22 protein-coding genes are annotated in these 17,899 nt (G+C 68.6%); 11 read left to right on the forward strand and 11 right to left on the reverse strand.

Annotated features, from left to right (window positions below; all coding sequences use genetic code 11):
- Nucleotides 1–67 precede the first annotated feature (67 nt).
- The gene (locus tag MELE44368_RS13920) at nt 68–322 is read left to right on the forward strand and encodes a metallothionein (RefSeq protein ID WP_046754627.1); all 255 of its coding nucleotides are present in this window, start codon (nt 68–70) and stop codon (nt 320–322) included.
- 3 nt (nt 323–325) lie between these two features.
- Here MELE44368_RS13920 and MELE44368_RS13925 read toward each other — a convergent pair whose 3' ends face one another.
- From MELE44368_RS13925 to MELE44368_RS13955, 7 genes are all read right to left on the reverse strand, one after another.
- Nucleotides 326–1,906 (reverse strand): polyamine aminopropyltransferase, encoded by a 1,581-nt coding sequence (locus MELE44368_RS13925; protein ID WP_128109034.1) that lies wholly within the window; start codon nt 1,904–1,906, stop codon nt 326–328.
- Nucleotides 1,903–2,373 (reverse strand): DUF350 domain-containing protein, encoded by a 471-nt coding sequence (locus MELE44368_RS13930; protein ID WP_128109035.1) that lies wholly within the window; start codon nt 2,371–2,373, stop codon nt 1,903–1,905. Before MELE44368_RS13930 ends, MELE44368_RS13925 begins: the two co-directional genes overlap by 4 nt.
- A gap of 34 nt (nt 2,374–2,407) precedes the next feature.
- Nucleotides 2,408–2,836 carry a DUF4247 domain-containing protein gene (locus tag MELE44368_RS13935; protein ID WP_128109036.1) on the reverse strand — a complete coding sequence of 143 codons (429 nt, stop codon included), beginning with the start codon at nt 2,834–2,836 and terminating at the stop codon, nt 2,408–2,410.
- A complete protein-coding gene (locus MELE44368_RS13940) occupies nt 2,833–3,336 on the reverse strand; it encodes a DUF2617 family protein (protein ID WP_128109037.1) in 504 nt (167 codons plus the stop codon). Before MELE44368_RS13940 ends, MELE44368_RS13935 begins: the two co-directional genes overlap by 4 nt.
- Nucleotides 3,337–3,344: 8 nt before the next feature.
- Nucleotides 3,345–3,956 carry a DUF4178 domain-containing protein gene (locus MELE44368_RS13945; RefSeq protein ID WP_128109038.1) on the reverse strand — a complete coding sequence of 204 codons (612 nt, stop codon included), beginning with the start codon at nt 3,954–3,956 and terminating at the stop codon, nt 3,345–3,347.
- A 79-nt stretch (nt 3,957–4,035) separates the two neighbouring features.
- Entirely contained in the window at nt 4,036–4,692 is a 657-nt protein-coding gene (locus MELE44368_RS13950) for an ACT domain-containing protein (protein WP_128109039.1), read from the reverse strand.
- A gap of 58 nt (nt 4,693–4,750) precedes the next feature.
- Complete coding sequence (locus tag MELE44368_RS13955; protein WP_128109040.1) at nt 4,751–5,137, reverse strand: VOC family protein; 387 nt, start codon at nt 5,135–5,137, stop codon at nt 4,751–4,753.
- Between the two features lie 66 nt (nt 5,138–5,203).
- On the opposite strand from MELE44368_RS13955, the gene gatC reads away from it, so the two are divergent.
- The 3 genes from gatC to MELE44368_RS13970 all read left to right on the forward strand — a co-directional run bounded on the left by gatC (nt 5,204) and on the right by MELE44368_RS13970 (nt 8,089).
- Complete coding sequence (gene gatC, locus MELE44368_RS13960; protein WP_128109041.1) at nt 5,204–5,503, forward strand: Asp-tRNA(Asn)/Glu-tRNA(Gln) amidotransferase subunit GatC; 300 nt, start codon at nt 5,204–5,206, stop codon at nt 5,501–5,503.
- Nucleotides 5,500–6,981 (forward strand): Asp-tRNA(Asn)/Glu-tRNA(Gln) amidotransferase subunit GatA, encoded by a 1,482-nt coding sequence (gene gatA, locus MELE44368_RS13965; RefSeq protein WP_128109042.1) that lies wholly within the window; start codon nt 5,500–5,502, stop codon nt 6,979–6,981. Before gatC ends, gatA begins: the two co-directional genes overlap by 4 nt.
- A gap of 76 nt (nt 6,982–7,057) precedes the next feature.
- Nucleotides 7,058–8,089: an ATP-dependent 6-phosphofructokinase gene (locus MELE44368_RS13970; RefSeq protein ID WP_046751350.1), complete on the forward strand. Its 1,032-nt coding sequence runs from the start codon at nt 7,058–7,060 to the stop codon at nt 8,087–8,089.
- Between the two features lie 25 nt (nt 8,090–8,114).
- Here MELE44368_RS13970 and MELE44368_RS13975 read toward each other — a convergent pair whose 3' ends face one another.
- Entirely contained in the window at nt 8,115–8,810 is a 696-nt protein-coding gene (locus tag MELE44368_RS13975; RefSeq protein WP_046751349.1) for an NAD(P)-dependent oxidoreductase, read from the reverse strand.
- Between the two features lie 72 nt (nt 8,811–8,882).
- Here MELE44368_RS13975 and MELE44368_RS13980 point away from each other — a divergent pair, with 72 nt between their 5' ends.
- Nucleotides 8,883–9,356, forward strand: coding sequence for a MarR family winged helix-turn-helix transcriptional regulator (locus MELE44368_RS13980; RefSeq protein WP_128109043.1), 474 nt, complete (start codon nt 8,883–8,885; stop codon nt 9,354–9,356).
- Between the two features lie 25 nt (nt 9,357–9,381).
- Nucleotides 9,382–10,884 carry an Asp-tRNA(Asn)/Glu-tRNA(Gln) amidotransferase subunit GatB gene (gene gatB, locus MELE44368_RS13985; protein ID WP_064927513.1) on the forward strand — a complete coding sequence of 501 codons (1,503 nt, stop codon included), beginning with the start codon at nt 9,382–9,384 and terminating at the stop codon, nt 10,882–10,884.
- A gap of 16 nt (nt 10,885–10,900) precedes the next feature.
- Here the strand turns inward: gatB and MELE44368_RS13990 are convergent, their stop codons facing one another.
- Nucleotides 10,901–11,509, reverse strand: coding sequence for a TetR/AcrR family transcriptional regulator (locus tag MELE44368_RS13990; RefSeq protein ID WP_128109044.1), 609 nt, complete (start codon nt 11,507–11,509; stop codon nt 10,901–10,903).
- 123 nt (nt 11,510–11,632) lie between these two features.
- On the opposite strand from MELE44368_RS13990, the gene MELE44368_RS13995 reads away from it, so the two are divergent.
- Both MELE44368_RS13995 and sugE read left to right on the forward strand, forming a co-directional pair.
- Nucleotides 11,633–12,346, forward strand: coding sequence for an SDR family oxidoreductase (locus tag MELE44368_RS13995; protein WP_306439149.1), 714 nt, complete (start codon nt 11,633–11,635; stop codon nt 12,344–12,346).
- 5 nt (nt 12,347–12,351) lie between these two features.
- The gene (gene sugE / locus MELE44368_RS14000) at nt 12,352–12,669 is read left to right on the forward strand and encodes a quaternary ammonium compound efflux SMR transporter SugE (RefSeq protein WP_046751357.1); all 318 of its coding nucleotides are present in this window, start codon (nt 12,352–12,354) and stop codon (nt 12,667–12,669) included.
- Between the two features lie 22 nt (nt 12,670–12,691).
- Here the strand turns inward: sugE and MELE44368_RS14005 are convergent, their stop codons facing one another.
- Nucleotides 12,692–13,813 carry a PQQ-dependent sugar dehydrogenase gene (locus MELE44368_RS14005; RefSeq protein WP_120308886.1) on the reverse strand — a complete coding sequence of 374 codons (1,122 nt, stop codon included), beginning with the start codon at nt 13,811–13,813 and terminating at the stop codon, nt 12,692–12,694.
- A 137-nt stretch (nt 13,814–13,950) separates the two neighbouring features.
- On the opposite strand from MELE44368_RS14005, the gene MELE44368_RS14010 reads away from it, so the two are divergent.
- The gene (locus MELE44368_RS14010; protein ID WP_064892778.1) at nt 13,951–14,775 is read left to right on the forward strand and encodes a DoxX family protein; all 825 of its coding nucleotides are present in this window, start codon (nt 13,951–13,953) and stop codon (nt 14,773–14,775) included.
- Nucleotides 14,776–14,778: 3 nt separating this feature from the next.
- Here the strand turns inward: MELE44368_RS14010 and MELE44368_RS14015 are convergent, their stop codons facing one another.
- On the reverse strand, nt 14,779–15,120 hold the full coding sequence (locus MELE44368_RS14015; protein WP_128109092.1) for a PH domain-containing protein: 342 nt from the start codon (nt 15,118–15,120) through the stop codon (nt 14,779–14,781).
- 344 nt (nt 15,121–15,464) lie between these two features.
- On the opposite strand from MELE44368_RS14015, the gene MELE44368_RS14020 reads away from it, so the two are divergent.
- Together MELE44368_RS14020 and ilvN are read left to right on the forward strand one after the other, a co-directional pair.
- Nucleotides 15,465–17,342 (forward strand): acetolactate synthase large subunit, encoded by a 1,878-nt coding sequence (locus tag MELE44368_RS14020; RefSeq protein WP_128109045.1) that lies wholly within the window; start codon nt 15,465–15,467, stop codon nt 17,340–17,342.
- Nucleotides 17,342–17,848 carry an acetolactate synthase small subunit gene (gene ilvN, locus MELE44368_RS14025; protein ID WP_046751341.1) on the forward strand — a complete coding sequence of 169 codons (507 nt, stop codon included), beginning with the start codon at nt 17,342–17,344 and terminating at the stop codon, nt 17,846–17,848. The genes MELE44368_RS14020 and ilvN overlap by 1 nt, the downstream gene beginning before the upstream one ends.
- The last annotated feature ends 51 nt before the right edge of the window (nt 17,849–17,899 follow it).

The following is a 17,899-nucleotide window of genomic DNA, read 5'->3' on the forward strand; positions in this document are numbered from 1 at the left end:
GCGACCGCGGGCGTTTGTCATCGCCGCTCACCGGGCACCCGGATGGGCGAGCGACAAGGAGTGTCTGATGGCAATCTGCGATACCTGCGGCAACGAGTACGACAAAGCGTTCACTGTCACGTGGGGCGACGGTGAGAGCGCGACGTTCGACAGCATCGAATGCGCCGCCGCGAAACTCGCGCCCGAATGCGCCCACTGCGGCTGCCGGATTCTCGGCCACGGCGTCGAAACCCCGGAGGCGATCTTCTGTTGCGCCCACTGCGCGCGCAAGGACACCAGCGCCGACGTCAATGACCGCTATCCGGTCCCGGCGGGCGGCTGACGCTCACCGGTAGCCCTTGCGCATGTCGTCGACGATGCGCGGGTGGTCCAGTGTCGACGGCTCCAGCCACTGCGGGCGGATGTCGCCGCCGAACACCGTGGCGGCGTCGAGCACCTGCTGATCGAGGAATCGCAGCAGCGGCGCGTCCACGGGGATCGTCGGCGCCGGCGGGGCGGGGCCGCGGCGGGCCAGCACCATTCCCCAGTCGCCGAACGTCGGGACGTGCACGTGATAGGGCGTGACGGCGTATCCGGCCGCGCCGATCGTGGAGACCGTGCGCCAGAACGCCGTTGGGGTCGCGAACGGGCTGCCGGCCTGCACCGTCATCAGGCCTCCGTCGGCCAGCACCCGGCGGATCAGCGCGTAGAACTCCACCGAGTACAACCGGCCCAGGACCGGGGTGTCCGGATCGGGCAGGTCGACGATGACCGCGTCGAAACCTCCCCGCGGCGTGAGGTCGGGCGGCGGCTCGCGCAGCCAGCGCATCGCGTCGTCGATGACGACCTTCACGCGCGGGTCGTCGAGCGCGCCGGCGTTCACCTCGCGCAGCGTGGTGCGCGCCAGCTGCACCACCGCGGGATCCAACTCGACCTGCACGATGGTCTCGACGCCGGGCTGGCGTAGCACTTCGCGGGCGGCCAGGCCGTCACCGCCGCCGAGGATCAGGACCGAGCCCGCTCCGTCACCGAGCGCCGGATAGACGATACTCTCGGTGTAGCGGTATTCGTCGCGGCTCGAAAACTGAAGTCCGCCATCGAGATACAGCCGGATATCCCCGCCGCGGCGGGTCACGACGATCTCCTGGTATGGCGAGCGTTCGAGCGCGACGATCGGATCGGCGTACAGCCGTTGACGTGTCGACGTCTCGATGCCGTCGGCGCGCACCAGGAGCGTCACCAGTAACGCCAGGGCGGCAGCCAAAACGGTCAACGCCGTGGCGAATTCGCGTGCGCTGACGATGCGGCGCAGCAGGAACACCGCCACCACCGCCGCGGCGACCACGTTGATGATGCCGGTGGCCGCGGCACCGCGGATCATGCCCAGCTGCGGCAACAGGATGAACGGCCAGATGAGGCCGCCGATCAGCGCGCCGAAATAGTCGGCGGCGTTCAGGTTGGCCAGCACCCGTCCGGTGTCGGCCGCGCCGGATATCCGGCCGCGCTGCAGCAGCGTCATCAGCAGCGGCACCTCGGCGCCCACCAGACTGCCGATCAGCAGGGTGCCCACCACCAGCACCCACACCGAACCGCCGATGAATGCGAACGCCACATACAGCGCTGCCGCGGAAAGCCCGCCGATCACCGCCAACAACGTCTCGACGGCGATGAACGTGATGGCCGCTCGGCCCAGGAACGGTTTGACCAGCAGCGCCCCCGCCCCGAGCGCGGCGACGTAGCCCGCCACGATCAGCGACATCGCGACGATGCCGCCGCCGTGCAGGCTGGCCGACAGCGTCAGCAGCGCCAGTTCGTAGACGAGGCCGCACGCCGCGCACGCCGCCACCGCCGCGAGCAGAACCGCCCGCCAGCGCGTCGTCGAACCGGCCTGCGGCGCCGGATCGGGTGCGGACTCGGTCGCCGTCATGACAACGCGGCGGCGTTCACCCCTCCCACGGCCAGCAGCGTCACGGCGGTGGCGATGGCCGCGGGATGTAGTCGTTCATCGGCGATGAGATCGCGGAAGCGCCCCGGCACGACGACTTCGAGCACGACGAGCGCCAGCCCCTGCAGCACCACACCGACCAGTCCGTAGACCGCGGCGTCCACCAGCCCCTGGCCCAACTCGTTGGAGCTGCTCACGATCGCGGTGGCGACCACGGTGGCCAGCGCGGCGTACATGCCGCAGGCGACGGCGACGGCGTTGGGCCGCCGCTCGACGAACACCATGTGCCGCAGGTTCCCGGGCGTCAGCAGATCCACCATGAGGAATCCGGCGCCCAGCACGACGACGCCGACCGCGAAGTACAACAGCGCGGCAATGACGTTCTGCGCCAGGTTCTCACCGCTGATGGTGCCGAATTCGACGACGGCTGCTCGTATTTCGAGGTTCATCAAATCTCCTTACTGATCAGCGTTGGTGCGGGCGTCATTTCGACCCACCCGGGCCGCCAGGGCTACCGCCCGCACCGCCCGCCGGGGACCCGGGGAAGAACCCGGGCCCCAGGAAGATGAAACCGCCGTGGCTGTAGCGGGCGTTGACGTCCTCGACACGAATCGTGCACGGGCGGTTGCCGTCTGGTCCGACGATCACGATGTCGTCGTTGTAGCGCAGGTACTCCGAGCCGCGGTCGGTGGCGCGGGCCTCCGGGCTCTTGTAGTTCGCCAAACGGTCGGCCACTTCGGCGGGTGAGCCCGTGCATTCGTAGTTCGTGGCCTGTGCGCCATGCGAATACGCGGGGTAGTTCTCGGCCACATGGGTTCGGATGTCGGGCAGCATCGAGATGCCGAGGATCAGGCAGACGATGCCGCCGAGGCCCAGACCGCCGGCGAGCCAGAACAGGGCGGTGCGGCTCACGGCTGCCACCGACTGTTCGTCTGCACGACCGTGCCGCCACCGGTGGGGTGCGGATACAAATGCCAGGTGCGCCAGCGCCACCCGTCGCCGTCGGGTTCGGCGGCCAGCGCCGTCAGCGCGGCGTCGTCGCCGGGAAATGCGCCTCCGAGCCAGCCGGTGCGCTCCGCGCAGCGTGCCCGCAGCAGTCGCGCCAGCGCACGGAAACTCGTCTCATCGCGCGTCTCGTGCCGCGATTCGAGCAGGTAGCCGGGCGCGACGGCACGACCCGGCAACGGCGTGGGAGCCGCGGCGGTACACGAAACCTCCTCGGAGAACGAGGATTTCGCATGGGCAACGGTGACGACGTGGGAGGCGCCGAGCACCCCGAGGACGAGTTCACCGCCGCCGGGGTGGGCCAACCGGCAAACGGCAAGCGGCGACGGTGCGGCAGCGTTGAGTACCAGCCGCAGCCCGGCCCCGGAGACGTCGGCTGGGCTGACGGCCAGGCGGTGCAGGGGCAACGAGGTTCCTAAGCGCTCGGCGGCGGGGCCGGATAGACGGTCAATTCACCTGGCTGCACGGGCTTTCCGGCGGAGACCTCCCACGGCATGTCCGCCGCCCACCGCTCGAACCCCAGGAACGACGTCTCACCGGCGTCGGCGTAGTCGACGAATTCCATTTCGCCGCCGGCGGGCAGGCCCGTGGTGCCCTCGGTGGTGAACGACGCGCGTCCCCGCTCGATCTCCCGGTAGGAGACGCCGTCCACCTCGAGCGGGCCGTCGGGGGCGAGCGTGAGGTCCTTGCGCCGCTGCCACATCACCAGTTCCAGCCGGCCCTCATCCTCTTCCACGCTGAACCACACCGGTTCGCCACCGCCCTCGAGCAGATGCTCCCACCAGACGAACGGGCCTTGCCGCAGCGTGACCGAACCGCGCACGACGTAGTCCAGACCGCCGTGGGAGACGATCGCGCCCGGCCCAAGCTGGCGGGGGCCGAACTGCGGCATGGCCGCGGCGAACTCGAGCGGATCCTGGCGGGCTGTGCCGGTTTCGGTGTTCTTCGGGCGACGCAGCGCCACGATCAGCACGATGACCGCCGCGGCGAGCAAGACGATGGCGAGCACGATCAGCAGCGTGTCCACGCGGAACCCTTCCGTACGGCGTGCGGCGGTGCGTCAAGCGGATATCAGCCCACGTTAACAGCCGATGACGCGCGCCGACTCAGCGCAGAATCGTCGCGACGATGCCCGCCAGATAGCCCAGCCGCGCCACCTCCGACGGCCGGAACTGCGGTCCGCCCGGCCGCCCGACCACCAGCGCGGTGCGGGGGTCGCCGAGCGGGGCGGCGGCCAGCGTGGTGTTCATCTCACGCAGCAGGCTGGGCACCCAGTCGGCGGCCCCGTCCAACGCCTCGGCGCGCTCGAGCGGCAGCCATGGCGTCTCGACCGTCGGCGTTTCGGGTGCTCCCGCGCTTCCGACGACGCGCTGCGGTCCCGATTCGGCCAGCCGGATCACCGACGCCCACCCGACCCGCAGCACCCGGGGCGCCTCGTCGACGAGCACCTGCAGCTTGGTCTTGGCGGGCGCCGCCGCGACGTGGTCGATGAGCTCCAGCTCGCGGTGGGCCTCCAGCAGCCCGGTGTGCGGACGAACGGAGTCGACGTGCACGCCGTCGATCTTCTCGGCGGCGGTGATCAGCATGTCGGGCATCGACCCGCGTGGCAGCTCGACGACCAGATCGTCGATCGCGATCCCCGACCCGCGTTCGACCACGTCGAGCGACAGAATGTCAGCGCCCACCGAGCCGAGCGCCACGGCGAGCCCGCCGAGGCTGCCCGGGCGGTCCTCCAGCTGGACCCGTAGCAGATACGAAGGCACGCGCACACTGTTACACAGCCTCGGGTCCTCGGCATTCCGGAGTTGGCCCGTGCGCGGGTCAGAGATCGTAGGCGAGCGGGTGACTCGGTTGGTACAGCAGGATCGGGTCGGCGCCCGGCACTTCGAGTTGGACGCCGCGACCGAAACCCATGTCCTCGACCTCGCCCGAGAACTTCGCCCCCTTCGCGGACAGGTCTGTGACGGTTTGATGGATGTCGTCGCACATCAGCGCAATCATGTGGTGCCTCGGGTGCGAGTACGACCCACCCTCGTAAGTGCCGGATGTCGGGTGCACGCCCAGCTCGCCGGGGCCGGTCTTGAAGATGAGCCAGCCCGGTCCGGACCCGGAGTCCTCGACGTACCGCAGCCCGAGGACATCGCGCAGGAACGCGCGGGTCGCGGGTGCGTCGTCGGAGTAGATCAGCGTGTGGATTGACGTGATCACGAGGCAAAGCTAGCCACCGCGACGCGACGGACGCCACCAGTCCGTCACCCATTAGGCTTGCAAGTCGTGTCGAAGATCTCTCGAGACGAGGTGGCTCACCTCGCGCGCCTGGCCCGGCTGGCCCTGACCGATGACGAGCTGGACAGCTTCGCCGGTCAGTTGGACGCCATCATCGGCCACGTCAGCCAGATCCAGGCCGTCGACGTCACCGGCGTCGCAGCCACGGACAACCCGCTCAAGGACGTCAACGTGTTTCGGCCCGACGAGGTTCAGCCGTCGCTGAGCCAGGGGGAGGCCCTGGCGGCGGCGCCCAACGCCGTCGACGGCCGGTTCGGCGTGCCGCGCATCCTCGGGGAGCCCGAATGAACGAGCTGATCCGGATGGACGCGGCGACGCTGGCCGACAAGATCGCGACCAAGGAGGTGTCCTCGGCGGAGGTCACCCGGGCCTGCCTCGATCAGATCGCCGCCACCGACGAGCGCTACCACGCGTTCCTGTACGTCGCGGAGAACCGCGCGCTGGCCGCGGCGGCGCGCGTCGACGCCGCGGTGGCCGCCGGGGAGGACCTGCCGTCCCCGCTGGCCGGGGTCCCGGTGGCGTTGAAGGACGTGTTCACCACGACCGACATGCCCACCACCTGCGGGTCCAAGATCCTGGAGGGCTGGCAGTCGCCGTACGACGCGACGGTGACGATGCGGCTGCGCGCGGCGGGCATCCCGATCCTGGGCAAGACCAACATGGACGAGTTCGCGATGGGCAGCTCCACCGAGAACTCCGCCTACGGCCCGACCCGCAACCCGTGGAACGTCGAGCGGGTGCCGGGGGGATCCGGTGGCGGCAGCGCGGCGGCGCTCGCGGCTTTTCAGGCGCCGCTGGCCATCGGCACCGACACCGGCGGGTCGATCCGTCAGCCCGCGGCGCTGACCGCGACCGTCGGGGTGAAGCCGACGTACGGGACGGTGTCGCGGTACGGGCTGGTGGCGTGCGCGTCGTCGCTCGATCAGGGTGGGCCGTGCGCGCGCACCGTCCTTGACACCGCGCTGCTGCATCAGCTGATCGCCGGGCACGACCGGCGCGACTCCACGTCCCTCGACGCCGAGATTCCCGACGTGGTGGGCGCGGCGCGCGCCGGCGCGAGCGGTGACCTCAAGGGCGTGCGGATCGGCGTGGTGCGCCAGCTGCGCGGCGACGGCTATCAGCCCGGGGTGCTGGAGTCGTTCAACGCCGCGGTGAGTCAGCTGACCGAGCTGGGTGCCGAGGTGACCGAGGTGGACTGCCCGCACCTCGACTACTCGCTGTCGTCCTACTACCTGATCCTGCCCTCGGAGGTGTCGTCGAACCTCGCGCGGTTCGACGGCATGCGTTACGGCGTGCGGGTCGGCGACGACGGCACACACAGCGCCGAAGAGGTCATGGCGTTGACGCGCGCGGCGGGCTTCGGCCCGGAAGTCAAGCGGCGCATCATGATCGGTACCTACGCGCTGTCGGCGGGCTACTACGACGCCTACTACAACCACGCGCAGAAGGTGCGCACGTTGATCGCCCGCGACCTCGACGAGGCCTACCAGCGCGTCGACGTGCTGATCTCGCCGACGACCCCGACCACCGCGTTCGGTCTGGGGGAGAAGGTCGACGACCCGCTGGCGATGTATCTGTTCGATCTGTGCACGCTGCCGCTGAACCTCGCGGGCCACTGCGGGATGTCGGTGCCCTCGGGGCTGTCCTCCGACGACAACCTGCCCGTCGGGCTGCAGATCATGGCGCCCGCGCTGGCCGACGACCGGCTCTACCGCGTCGGCGCCGCGTACGAGGCCGCGCGGGGCCCGTTGCCGTCGGCCATCTAACGCCGAGCGCACGGCAGTTGTACGCAAACGTCGAGTAGGGGCGCAAACAACCGTCCGCTCGGGGAGGATAGGAACCATGCGGATCGGAGTTCTCACTGGCGGTGGCGACTGTCCCGGGTTGAACGCGGTGATCCGGGCGGTCGTGCGCACCTGCGACGTGCGGTACGGATCCTCCGTCGTCGGATTTCAGGACGGTTGGCGCGGCCTGCTGGAGAACCGGCGCGTCCAGCTGGCCAACGACGACCGCAACGATCGGCTGCTGGCCAAGGGCGGCACCATCCTGGGCACCGCCCGGGTGCATCCCGAGAAGTTGCGCGCCGGGCTGGACCAGATCAAGCAGACGCTCGACGACAACGGCATCGACGTGCTCATCCCGATCGGCGGCGAAGGGACGCTCACGGCGGCGCACTGGCTGTCCGAGGAGAACGTGCCGGTGGTCGGTGTCCCCAAGACCATCGACAACGACATCGACTGCACCGACGTGACATTCGGCCACGACACCGCGCTCGGCGTCGCCAGCGAGGCCATCGACCGGCTGCACAGCACCGCCGAATCGCATCAGCGCGTGATGCTGGTCGAGGTGATGGGTCGGCACGCCGGCTGGATCGCGCTCAACGCGGGCCTGGCCTCGGGGGCGCACATGACGCTGATCCCCGAGCAACCCTTCGACGTCGAGGAGGTCTGCCGGCTGATCAAAGCCCGCTTCGTGCGGGGCGATTCGCACTTCATCTGCGTGGTCGCCGAGGGCGCCAAACCCGCCGAGGGCACGATGCAGCTGCGCGAGGGCGGACTCGACGAGTTCGGCCACGAGCGGTTTACCGGCGTCGCGCAACAACTGGGTGTCGAGGTCGAGAAGCGCATCAACAAAGAGGTGCGGGTGACCGTGCTGGGACATGTGCAGCGCGGTGGCACGCCGACGCCGTTCGACCGCGTGCTGGCCACCCGCTTCGGCGTCAACGCCGCCGACGCCGCGCACGCGGGCGAGTACGGGATGATGGTCTCGCTGCGCGGCCAGGAGATCGGCCGGGTTCCGCTCGCCGACGCCACCCGCAGACTGAAGCTGGTGCCGCAGAGCCGATATGACGACGCCGCGGAGTTCTTCGGCTGAGTCCCTGCCGGGTCGCGCCGATGGATCAGGCGCTCGTGACGGCTTCGCGGCGGATCATCTGCCACATCGTGGGCACCTGCTCGGTGGTGGAGACGACGACGGTCTTTTTCGCGGTGGTCGTGTCGGCGGCGAGCCGCGTCACATAGTCGGCCAGGTCGATACGCGCGGTGAACGCGCCCACCGGATTCACTTCTCCGGCAACGTAATTGGTCGGTACCGGAAGATCGAACAGCCCCGACGGCCGCACCACCGTCCAATCGAGTCCGCTGTGGGTCACGATGTCCTCCATGCGGCGCTGATCGTCGTAGGTGCTCTTGCCGATGGTGCGGGTGATGATGGGTTCGACGATCCGCAACGCGAATGGGGGATCGACACGGCCGGGGTAGTGGTGGGCGCCCGTCGAACTCACCACGACCAGCCGCCGCACCCTGCTGGCGTGCATGGCCGCGACGATGTTCTCGACGCCGACGGAGTACGTGTCGATCGGTCGCAGGCTGAACGGCACACCCAGGCTCGACACCACCGCGTCGGTCCCGGCGACGACGTCGGCGACCGCCGCGGCGTCTTTCGCGTCGGCGCCCGCCACGGTCAGTCGGTCGTCGGTGAGCGGGAAGTCGCGCGGTCGCCGCGTGACCGCGACGGCCGAGTGGCCTGCCTCGAGCACCCGTTGGGTCACCAGTCGGCCGGTCGGGCCGTTGGCCCCGAAGATCGCGATGTGCATAGCGCTCCTAACTAGTCATTGTCTGTGATTATCACCGTAGGTGACTATCACCGTGAGTGCTAGTGTCTGCGCATGGACGAGCGCTCGAGGGGCATCGGCGCACTACACGAACGCATCCCGTTCCTGCTTTCTCAGCTCGGCGTCTACCTCGCCGAGGACTTCGTGCGCCGGCTGGAACCGTTCGGTGTCGAGCCTCGGACCTACGCGGTGCTCAAGGCGCTGTCCGCCGACGACGGCCAGTCTCAGCGCCAGCTGTCCGCGCAGCTCGGTATTCACCGCAACGTGATGGTGACGGTGGTGGACAGGCTGGAGGAGCAGGGCCTGGTGAAGCGGATGCCGCACCCGGGCGATCGCCGGGCGTTCGCCGTGACGCTGACCGACAAGGCCCGCGAGCTGCTACCGGAACTCGACGCGGTGGGCCGCGCGCAGGAGGACGAGATCACCGCGACGTTGACGGCGGCCGAGCGCGAGGATGTGCTGCAGCTGCTGCAGCGGATGTCCGCGGCAGCGGGCCTGATTCCCGGCGTGCACCCAAAACTGGGCTGACCGGCCCCCCACTAGACTCGCTGCCATGACTGTCGCCGCTTCCGAACTGCTCGATTACGACGACGTGATTGCCCGCTACGAGCCGGTGCTCGGCCTCGAGGTGCACGTCGAGTTGTCGACGGCGACGAAGATGTTCTGCGGCTGCGCCAACAGGTTCGGCGCCGAACCCAACACCCAGGTGTGCCCGGTGTGCCTGGGGCTACCCGGCTCGCTGCCCGTGCTCAACCAGCAGGCCGTCGAATCGGCGATCCGCATCGGGTTGGCCCTCAACTGCGAGATCGTGCCGTGGTGCCGGTTCGCCCGGAAGAACTACTTCTATCCGGACATGCCCAAGAACTATCAGATCAGCCAGTACGACGAGCCGATCGCGATCAACGGCCATCTCGACGTCCCGCTCGACGACGGCAGCACCTGGCGGGTCGACATCGAACGTGCGCACATGGAAGAGGACACCGGCAAGCTGACCCACATCGGCAGCGACACCGGCCGCATCGAAGGTGCAACCACGTCGTTGATCGACTACAACCGGTCCGGCGTGCCGCTGATCGAGATCGTCACCAAACCGATCGAGGGTGCCGGCGCCCGCGCCCCCGAGATCGCCCGCGCCTACGTGACCGCTCTGCGAGACCTGTTGCGCGGCCTGGGTGTATCGGATGTGCGCATGGATCAGGGTTCGATGCGCTGTGACTCCAACGTCTCGTTGAAGCCGATCGGGCAGGCCGAGTTCGGTACCCGCACCGAGACCAAGAACGTCAACTCGTTGAAGAGCGTCGAGGTGGCGGTCCGCTACGAGATGCGCCGTCAGGCAGCGGTTCTCGAATCGGGCGGTCGAGTCATCCAGGAAACCAGGCACTTTCACGAGGACGGCTACACCTCGCCCGGCCGCAGCAAGGAGACCGCGCAGGACTACCGGTACTTCCCCGAGCCCGACCTGGAGCCGGTGGCGCCCGACGCCGAACTCGTCGAGCGGCTGCGCAAGACCATCCCCGAGCTTCCCTGGGTGACGCGCAAGCGCATCCAGGAGGAGTGGGGGGTCTCCGACGAGGTGATGCGCGACCTGGTCAACATCGGCGCGCTCGACCTGATCGCGGCCACCGTCGAACAGGGCGCGTCCAGCGAGGCCGCCAGGGCGTGGTGGGGCAACTTCCTGGTACAGAAGGCCAATGAAGATGGGGTGGCCGTGTCCGACTTGCCGATCACGCCCGCGCAGGTGGCCGCGGTGGTCAAGCTCGTCGATGACGGCAAGCTGTCGAACAAGCTGGCCCGTGAGGTGGTCGAGGGTGTGCTCGCCGGCGAGGGCGAACCCGAGCAGGTCATGGCCGACCGTGGCCTCGAGGTCGTGCGCGACGACTCCGCGTTGCAGGCCGCCGTCGACGAGGCGCTGGCCGCCAACCCCGACGTCGTCGAGAAGATCCGCGGCGGCAAGGTGCAGGCAGCGGGTGCGATCGTCGGCGCCGTCATGAAGGCCACCAAGGGCCAGGCCGACGCGGCCCGCGTCCGCGAGCTGGTTCTCGCCGCCTGCAGCTAGCGATTTCGCGGCCGGCCTAGTCGGCGCGAATGATGCTGTCCCAGGACGCGATTGCGGCCTCGGCGATGGCCGCGATCTTGGTTTGATCCGCGCCGTCGCGGGCCTGAATCGCCATTCCGTGGTTGACGGTGTTGTAGAACGCAGCGACCGTTGCGGCGTCGGTGCCGGCGGGCACGTCGCCGTCGGCGATCCCGCGCTCGATGCGGGCGCGAAACGCGTCCTCGGTCGCGATCCGCAACTCCGCAAGGTGCTCGTGTATCGAGCGGGTGCGTTCGGTGCAGGTGGTGGCGGCCAGCACGATCATGCAGCCGCGTGGTTTGTCGGGATCGCAGAACACCGCCGCGTGGTGTCGCAGCACCGCTGCGATGGCCTCCTGAGCGGTGGGCCTGTCGCGCAACTCGGCGGCCGCGGTGGCACCCAGGGTTTGGTCATAATGCGCCACGGCCTCGCGAAACAGCTGCTCTTTGGAGCCGAACGCCGCATACAAGCTCGGTGAGTTGATCCCCATCGAAGCGGTCAGGTCGCTCATCGACGCACCCTCATAGCCGTGTTGCCAGAACGCCTCCATGGCGTGTTCCAGGGCCTCGGTGCGATCGAACGTGCGGGGTCTGCCGCGTGACGCCATGCCGCACCACCTTTCTGTATCGAACGATATAAAACTCTTGACAAGTATACGAAGCGCAATCAATTATGTATCGAACGTTACAGAAAAGAGAGGGCGATGGCAGGTTTAACGGGAAGAACGGCCTTGGTCACAGGCGGAAGCAGGGGGATCGGGGCCGCCATCGCGACCCGGCTCGGCGAGCTGGGCGCGGACGTCGCCGTCACCTATGCCCGATCCGAGCGTCGGGCCCAGGAGGTGGTCGACGGTCTCGCCTCACGCGGTGTTCGCGGCCTGGCGATAAGGGCCGACAGCGCCTCGGCCGACGACGTGGTGGCGGCCGTCGAGCAGACCGGCACCGCGTTCGGCCGGCTCGACATCCTGGTCAACAACGCCGGAGTGTTTCCTTTCGGACCGATCGACACGGTGTCGGTCGAGGAGGTCGACCGCACGCTGGCCATCCACGCCCGCGCGGTGTATCTCGCCAGCCAAGCCGCGGTGCGACACATGCCTGATGGCGGCCGCATCATCAGCATCGGAAGCAATCTGGCTGAGCGAGTGCCATTTCCGGGTGTCACGTTGTATTCGATGAGCAAGGCCGCGCTCATCGGGTTCACCAAGGGCCTGGCGCGCGACCTCGGGAGCCGGAACATCACGGTCAACCTCGTACAGCCCGGTTCCACCGACACCGACATGAATCCCGCCGACGCCGCCGGAGCCGACGAACAACGCGCGTTGAGTGCCCTCGGCCGGTATGCCGCAGCCGCAGATGTCGCGGACTCGGTCGCGTTCCTGGCGAGTGCCGGCGCATCCAATATCACCGGCGCGGTGCTGACCGTCGACGGTGGAACGAACGCCTGACCGTGATGGCGTGGCCGATATTGGTTGTCGCCGGGCTGCTCGAGATCGTCTGGGCCATCGCGCTCAAACAGTCCGAGGGTTTCGCCCGGCTATGGCCCAGCGTGATCGGCGTTGTCGCGGCGCTGCTGAGCTTCATCCTGCTCACCGTGGCGCTTCGCCACCTGCCCGCAGGCACTGGCTACGCGGTCTGGGTGGGCATCGGCGCGGTGGGCGTGGCGATGGCGGGGATCGTGCTGCTGGGTGAGTCGCTGAGTGTGGCCCGGGTGGCGTTTCTCGCCGTGATCGTCGTCGGCATCATCGGTTTGCGTCTGGTCGAGGGCTGAAAGACGTTGCAGCGCTGCGCGATCAGGTGTTGTCCGCGTTGCGGCGCGGGAACCCGCCGCCCTGCGGGAACAACGGGAAGACGACGTCGTCGAGCTTCTCCGCGCCGCCTGCGGTCTTGTTGACCGTCGCGCCCCACACGTTGCCGTCCGGTGCCAGCGCCAGCGCCCACGCGTGCCCGTGCTGGTCCTGCCGCACCACCTCGGGATCGCCGGTGACCGCGCCGGTGTCCGGGGCCATCCGGACCGCGACGGTCTGCTTGGTGTTGACGAGGTTCACCAGCACGGTGCCGTCCAGCGCCGCGCACCCCGCCACGCCGGGGCGGTCCGGCCACGTCCACACCGTCGAGATCTTGGAGTCCTTGGTGATGCGCTGCAGCCGATCCGCAGTCGGGGTGCGGTCGGTGACGTAGAGCGAGCCGTCGGAGTGGTCGATGCACATCCCGCCGGCCGAACCCATGCCCGACAGCGCGGTCGTCGTCGGCGCCTGGTCGACGGTCGTGGGCTGCTCGATGCGCAACACCTTGCCCGCCATCGACGCCGGGTTGGCCGCGTCGGCCGGGTTTCCGGCGTCTCCGGTCTGCACGAGCAACGTGGTGGGGCTGGTGAAGATCAGCGAGCCCGTGTTGCCGACCGCGCCCTTGGGGATGCCGGTGAGGATCGGCTTGGGAATGTCGCCGTCGGCGATGCGGATCACCCGGTTGTCGGTGGGCGTGCTGACGTAGGCATACATCAGCCGGTCCTGGCTGTACGTCGGCGACAACGCGATGTCCATCAACCCGCCGTCACCGGACCCGTCCACCGGGAGGGTGGCCTTGACCTTCGGTTCGGCCCGCACCGACACCTCTTTCACAGCGCCGGTGGTGCGTTCGGCCACCAGCGCGGACTGGCTGTCGGGCAGCATGATCAGACCGCTGGTGCTCTCCAGGCAGCCCTGCATGACCCCGGGGGCCGGGCAGGCCTTCGGGAACGGTTTCGGCGGCAGCGGCGGCGGAGGCGTCGGCGTGGTCGTCGGCCCCGGCGCCAGCTCCGGCTCGGTGGTGAACGGCTGCGACTGCGCCTCGTCGAACCGGGCGCAGCCGGACCCGACCAGCAACGCCGCGCACACGACGGCGACCACACCTCGCATCGGCGCGCGCAGTTTCATGCGAGCCAGGTTACGGATCATTCGCCGATCCGCGCCACGCACACCGGTCGGTGCGGCGGTGCGAACGCGGCGAATAAGCGCCGAAAGCACCGCGCCAATCCCCGGTTCGGTGGTGGCTAGCACTTACTCTGGGCAACGTGACCAGTCAACCCCAAGACCCACGCGCCTGGCAGCGGCCCGACGACGCGGCTGGGCGGCCCGTGTCGGCGAGCCTGGTCGACCCCGAAGACGATCTGCCGTCAGCCAACTACGCAGGGGATTTCGAAACCACCACGATCCCGCACTACGACTCGGGCGGCTCGGCGTCGGTGACCCCGGGCTTCGCGCTGCTCAACGACCCCGAACCGCTTCCGTATGTGCAGCCCGGGGGTCGGCATGCGGCCCCGTATTCACCCGAACCGGCCGCGGTGGAGCCCGGGGTGTCCGGTCCCGGCGACCGTCGGGGCACCCAGGACCTCGGCCTGCTGCTGCTGCGGGTTGCGGTGGGCGTGCTGTTCATCACGCACGGACTGCAGAAGGCGTTCGGGCTGTGGGACGGCCCCGGCCTGGACGGCTGGAAGGACGAACTGGCCACGCTCGGCTTCCAGTACCCCGACATCCTGACCTACGTGTCCACCTTCGGTCAGATCGCCGTCGGGGTGCTGCTGGTGCTCGGCTTGTTCACCCCGGTCGCGGCGGCCGCTGCGCTGGCCTATCTGGTCACCGGGGTGCTGGCCGAGGCGATGGTCGCCCACGAAGAGGCCCGGCTGGCGGCGTTCCTCACCGACGGCCACGAGTACCAGGTGTTCGTCGGCGTCGCCGTCGCGGTCATCATCCTGGCCGGCCCCGGCAGATACGGCCTCGACGCCGCACGCGGTTGGGCGCGACGGCCGTTCGTCGGGTCATTCGTCGCGCTGATCCTGGGGGCCGGCGCCGGCATCGCGATCTGGGTGCTGCTCAACGGCGGCAACCCGCTGGCCTAGCGCCTACTCGTAAGGGTTGGGAACGCGACCCCCGCTCGCCGCGGTCAGCCGCGGCAGCGTCGCGAACGTCACCGCGGGCAGCCGGACCTTCCTGCCGTCCTTGAGTTCGGCGTAGGCCGACGTGCCCTTGCCGAACTGCAGCCCGGCGATGTCGTCCCAGCGGATGGTCTCGCTGTCCAGAAACGTCCGCGCGGTCACGGTGTCGCGGTCGGCCACCGTCCGGCACCGGACGATGTATGCCGACAACAGCACGGGAATGACGAACAGCACCGGCGTCCAGCTGGGACCGGCCATCACGATCGCCAGCAGGCCCAGCGCCAGGAACCCGACCGCCAGATGGGCCATCGGAGAGATCCGGATGACGACGGGGTTCTGCGCGGCGGGGGAGCTCACCAGGCCATCTTCGCACCATCGGGGTCAGGCGCTTCAACGTGACGACCCTCGCGGGGCCCGAATTTGACCTGTGACCAGTGCAGAGGCTACCGTCGACGGTTATGCAGGCCCCGGGATTGCTCGTAGTAATTGGGAAGCGCGTCGATGCCGCGCTTGCCCGCTGCCGGGCATAGCAACCAGCATCGACGCGCGACCCTCGTACAGCAGCCCAGCTGGCGGGGGTTTTTTCTTGCCCGATCACCGATTTGAGACCCTAGACACAGATCCGCACAGGATTTAGGAGAAAGACAGACACCGTGAGCGCAACCACCACGCGGGCACCGGAGAAGTCGGCGACCACGCCCGACGGCGGGGCCGCCGCTGCCGCCGCCGCGAAACCTGCCGCCAAGACCGCCGCTGCCTCGGTCGAACGCATTGAGCCACAACAGCTCACCGGAGCGCAGGCCGTGATCCGGGCCCTGGAGGTGCTCGACGTCGATGTCGTCTTCGGTATTCCGGGCGGCGCCGTGTTGCCGGTCTATGACCCGCTTTTCGACTCGCAGAAGCTGCGCCACGTGTTGGTCCGCCACGAGCAGGGGGCGGGTCACGCCGCCAGCGGATACGCGCACGCCACCGGCAAGGTCGGGGTGTGCATGGCGACCTCGGGTCCCGGCGCGACGAACCTGGTCACTCCGCTGGCCGACGCGCACATGGACTCCATTCCCGTGGTGGCGATCACCGGTCAGGTCGGGCGCGGGCTGATCGGCACCGACGCGTTCCAGGAAGCAGACATCTCCGGCATCACGATGCCGATCACCAAGCACAACTTCCTGGTCCGCAACGGCGATGACATCCCGCGGGTGATCGCCGAGGCGTTCCACATCGCCTCGTCGGGCCGCCCGGGTCCGGTGCTCGTCGACATCCCCAAGGATGTGCTGCAGGGCCAGTGCACGTTCAGCTGGCCGCCGCAGCTGGACCTGCCCGGGTACAAGCCCAACACCAAGCCGCACAGCCGCCAGGTGCGTGAGGCGGCCAAGCTGATCGCCGCCGCGCGCAAGCCGGTGCTCTACGTCGGCGGTGGCGTGATCCGCGGCGAGGCCAGCGAGGAGCTGCGCCAGCTGGCCGAGCTGACCGGCATCCCGGTGGTCACCACGCTGATGGCGCGCGGGGCGTTTCCCGACAGCCATCCGCAGAACATGGGCATGCCCGGTATGCACGGCACCGTGTCCGCGGTGGCCGCGCTCCAGCGCAGCGACCTGCTGATCGCGCTGGGCACCCGCTTCGACGACCGGGTGACGGGCAAGCTGGATTCGTTTGCGCCGGAGGCCAAGGTCATTCACGCCGACATCGACCCCGCCGAGATCGGCAAGAACCGCCACGCCGACGTGCCGATCGTCGGTGACGTCAAGAACGTGATCACCGATCTGATCGAGGCGCTGCGCCGCGACGGTGCGCTGGGGAACATCGAGATCGACAACTGGATGGAGTATCTGCGCGGCGTGCAAGCGACCTACCCGCTGAGCTACGGCCCGCAGAGCGACGGCAGCCTGTCGCCGGAGTACGTGATCGAAACGCTGGGCAAGATGGCGGGTCCCGACGCCGTGTATGTGGCAGGCGTTGGGCAGCACCAGATGTGGGCCGCGCAGTTCATCTCCTACGAGAAGCCCAAGACCTGGTTGAACTCCGGCGGTCTGGGCACCATGGGTTTCGCGGTCCCCGCCGCGATGGGCGCCAAGTTCGGCAGGCCCGAGGCCGAGGTGTGGGCCATCGACGGTGACGGCTGCTTCCAGATGACCAACCAGGAGTTGGCCACCTGCGCGGTCGAGGGGGCGCCGATCAAGGTGGCGGTGATCAACAACGGCAACCTCGGCATGGTCCGGCAGTGGCAGACGCTGTTCTACGAAGAGCGGTACAGCCAAACGGATCTGGCCACTCACTCGCGGCGGATCCCGGATTTCGTGAAGCTGGCAGAGGCGCTCGGTTGCGTCGGACTGCGTTGTGAGCGTGCCGAGGACGTCGAGGCCGTCATCAAGCAGGCGCGGGAGATCAACGACCGCCCGGTGGTCATCGACTTCGTCGTCGGCGCCGACGCCCAGGTGTGGCCGATGGTCGCCGCGGGCACCAGCAACGACGAGATCCAGGCCGCCCGGGGTATCCGCCCGCTGTTCGACGACCCGGAAGAGGGGCACGCCTGATGAGCGCCAAGACGCACACGCTGTCGGTGCTCGTCGAGGACAAACCCGGTGTGCTGGCCAGGGTGGCGTCGCTGTTCTCCCGGCGTGGCTTCAACATTCAGTCGTTGGCGGTCGGTGCCACCGAGCACAAGGACATGTCCCGGATGACGATCGTCGTCAGCGTCGAAGAGGCGCCGCTCGAGCAGATCACCAAACAGCTCAACAAGCTGGTCAACGTGATCAAGATCGTCGAACAGGATGAGGACAACTCGGTCGCGCGCGAGCTGGCGCTGATCAAGGTCCGCGCCGACGCGACCACCCGCGGGCAGGTCATCGAGGCGGTGAACCTGTTCCGCGCCAAGGTCGTCGACGTGTCGACCGAGTCCCTGACCGTCGAGGCCACCGGCACCCAGGACAAACTGGATGCGCTGTTGCGCGTACTGGAGCCCTACGGGATCCGTGAACTCGTGCAGTCCGGGATTGTGTCGCTGTCGCGCGGACCGCGTGGCATCGGCACCGTGAAATAGGCACCGTGAAGTAGCCGAAAACCGAAGACAGGAAAGAAGATTAACTGTGGC

The sequence above is a fragment of the Mycolicibacterium elephantis DSM 44368 genome, assembly GCF_004014805.1.
In the GTDB taxonomy this organism is placed as follows: domain Bacteria; phylum Actinomycetota; class Actinomycetes; order Mycobacteriales; family Mycobacteriaceae; genus Mycobacterium; species Mycobacterium elephantis.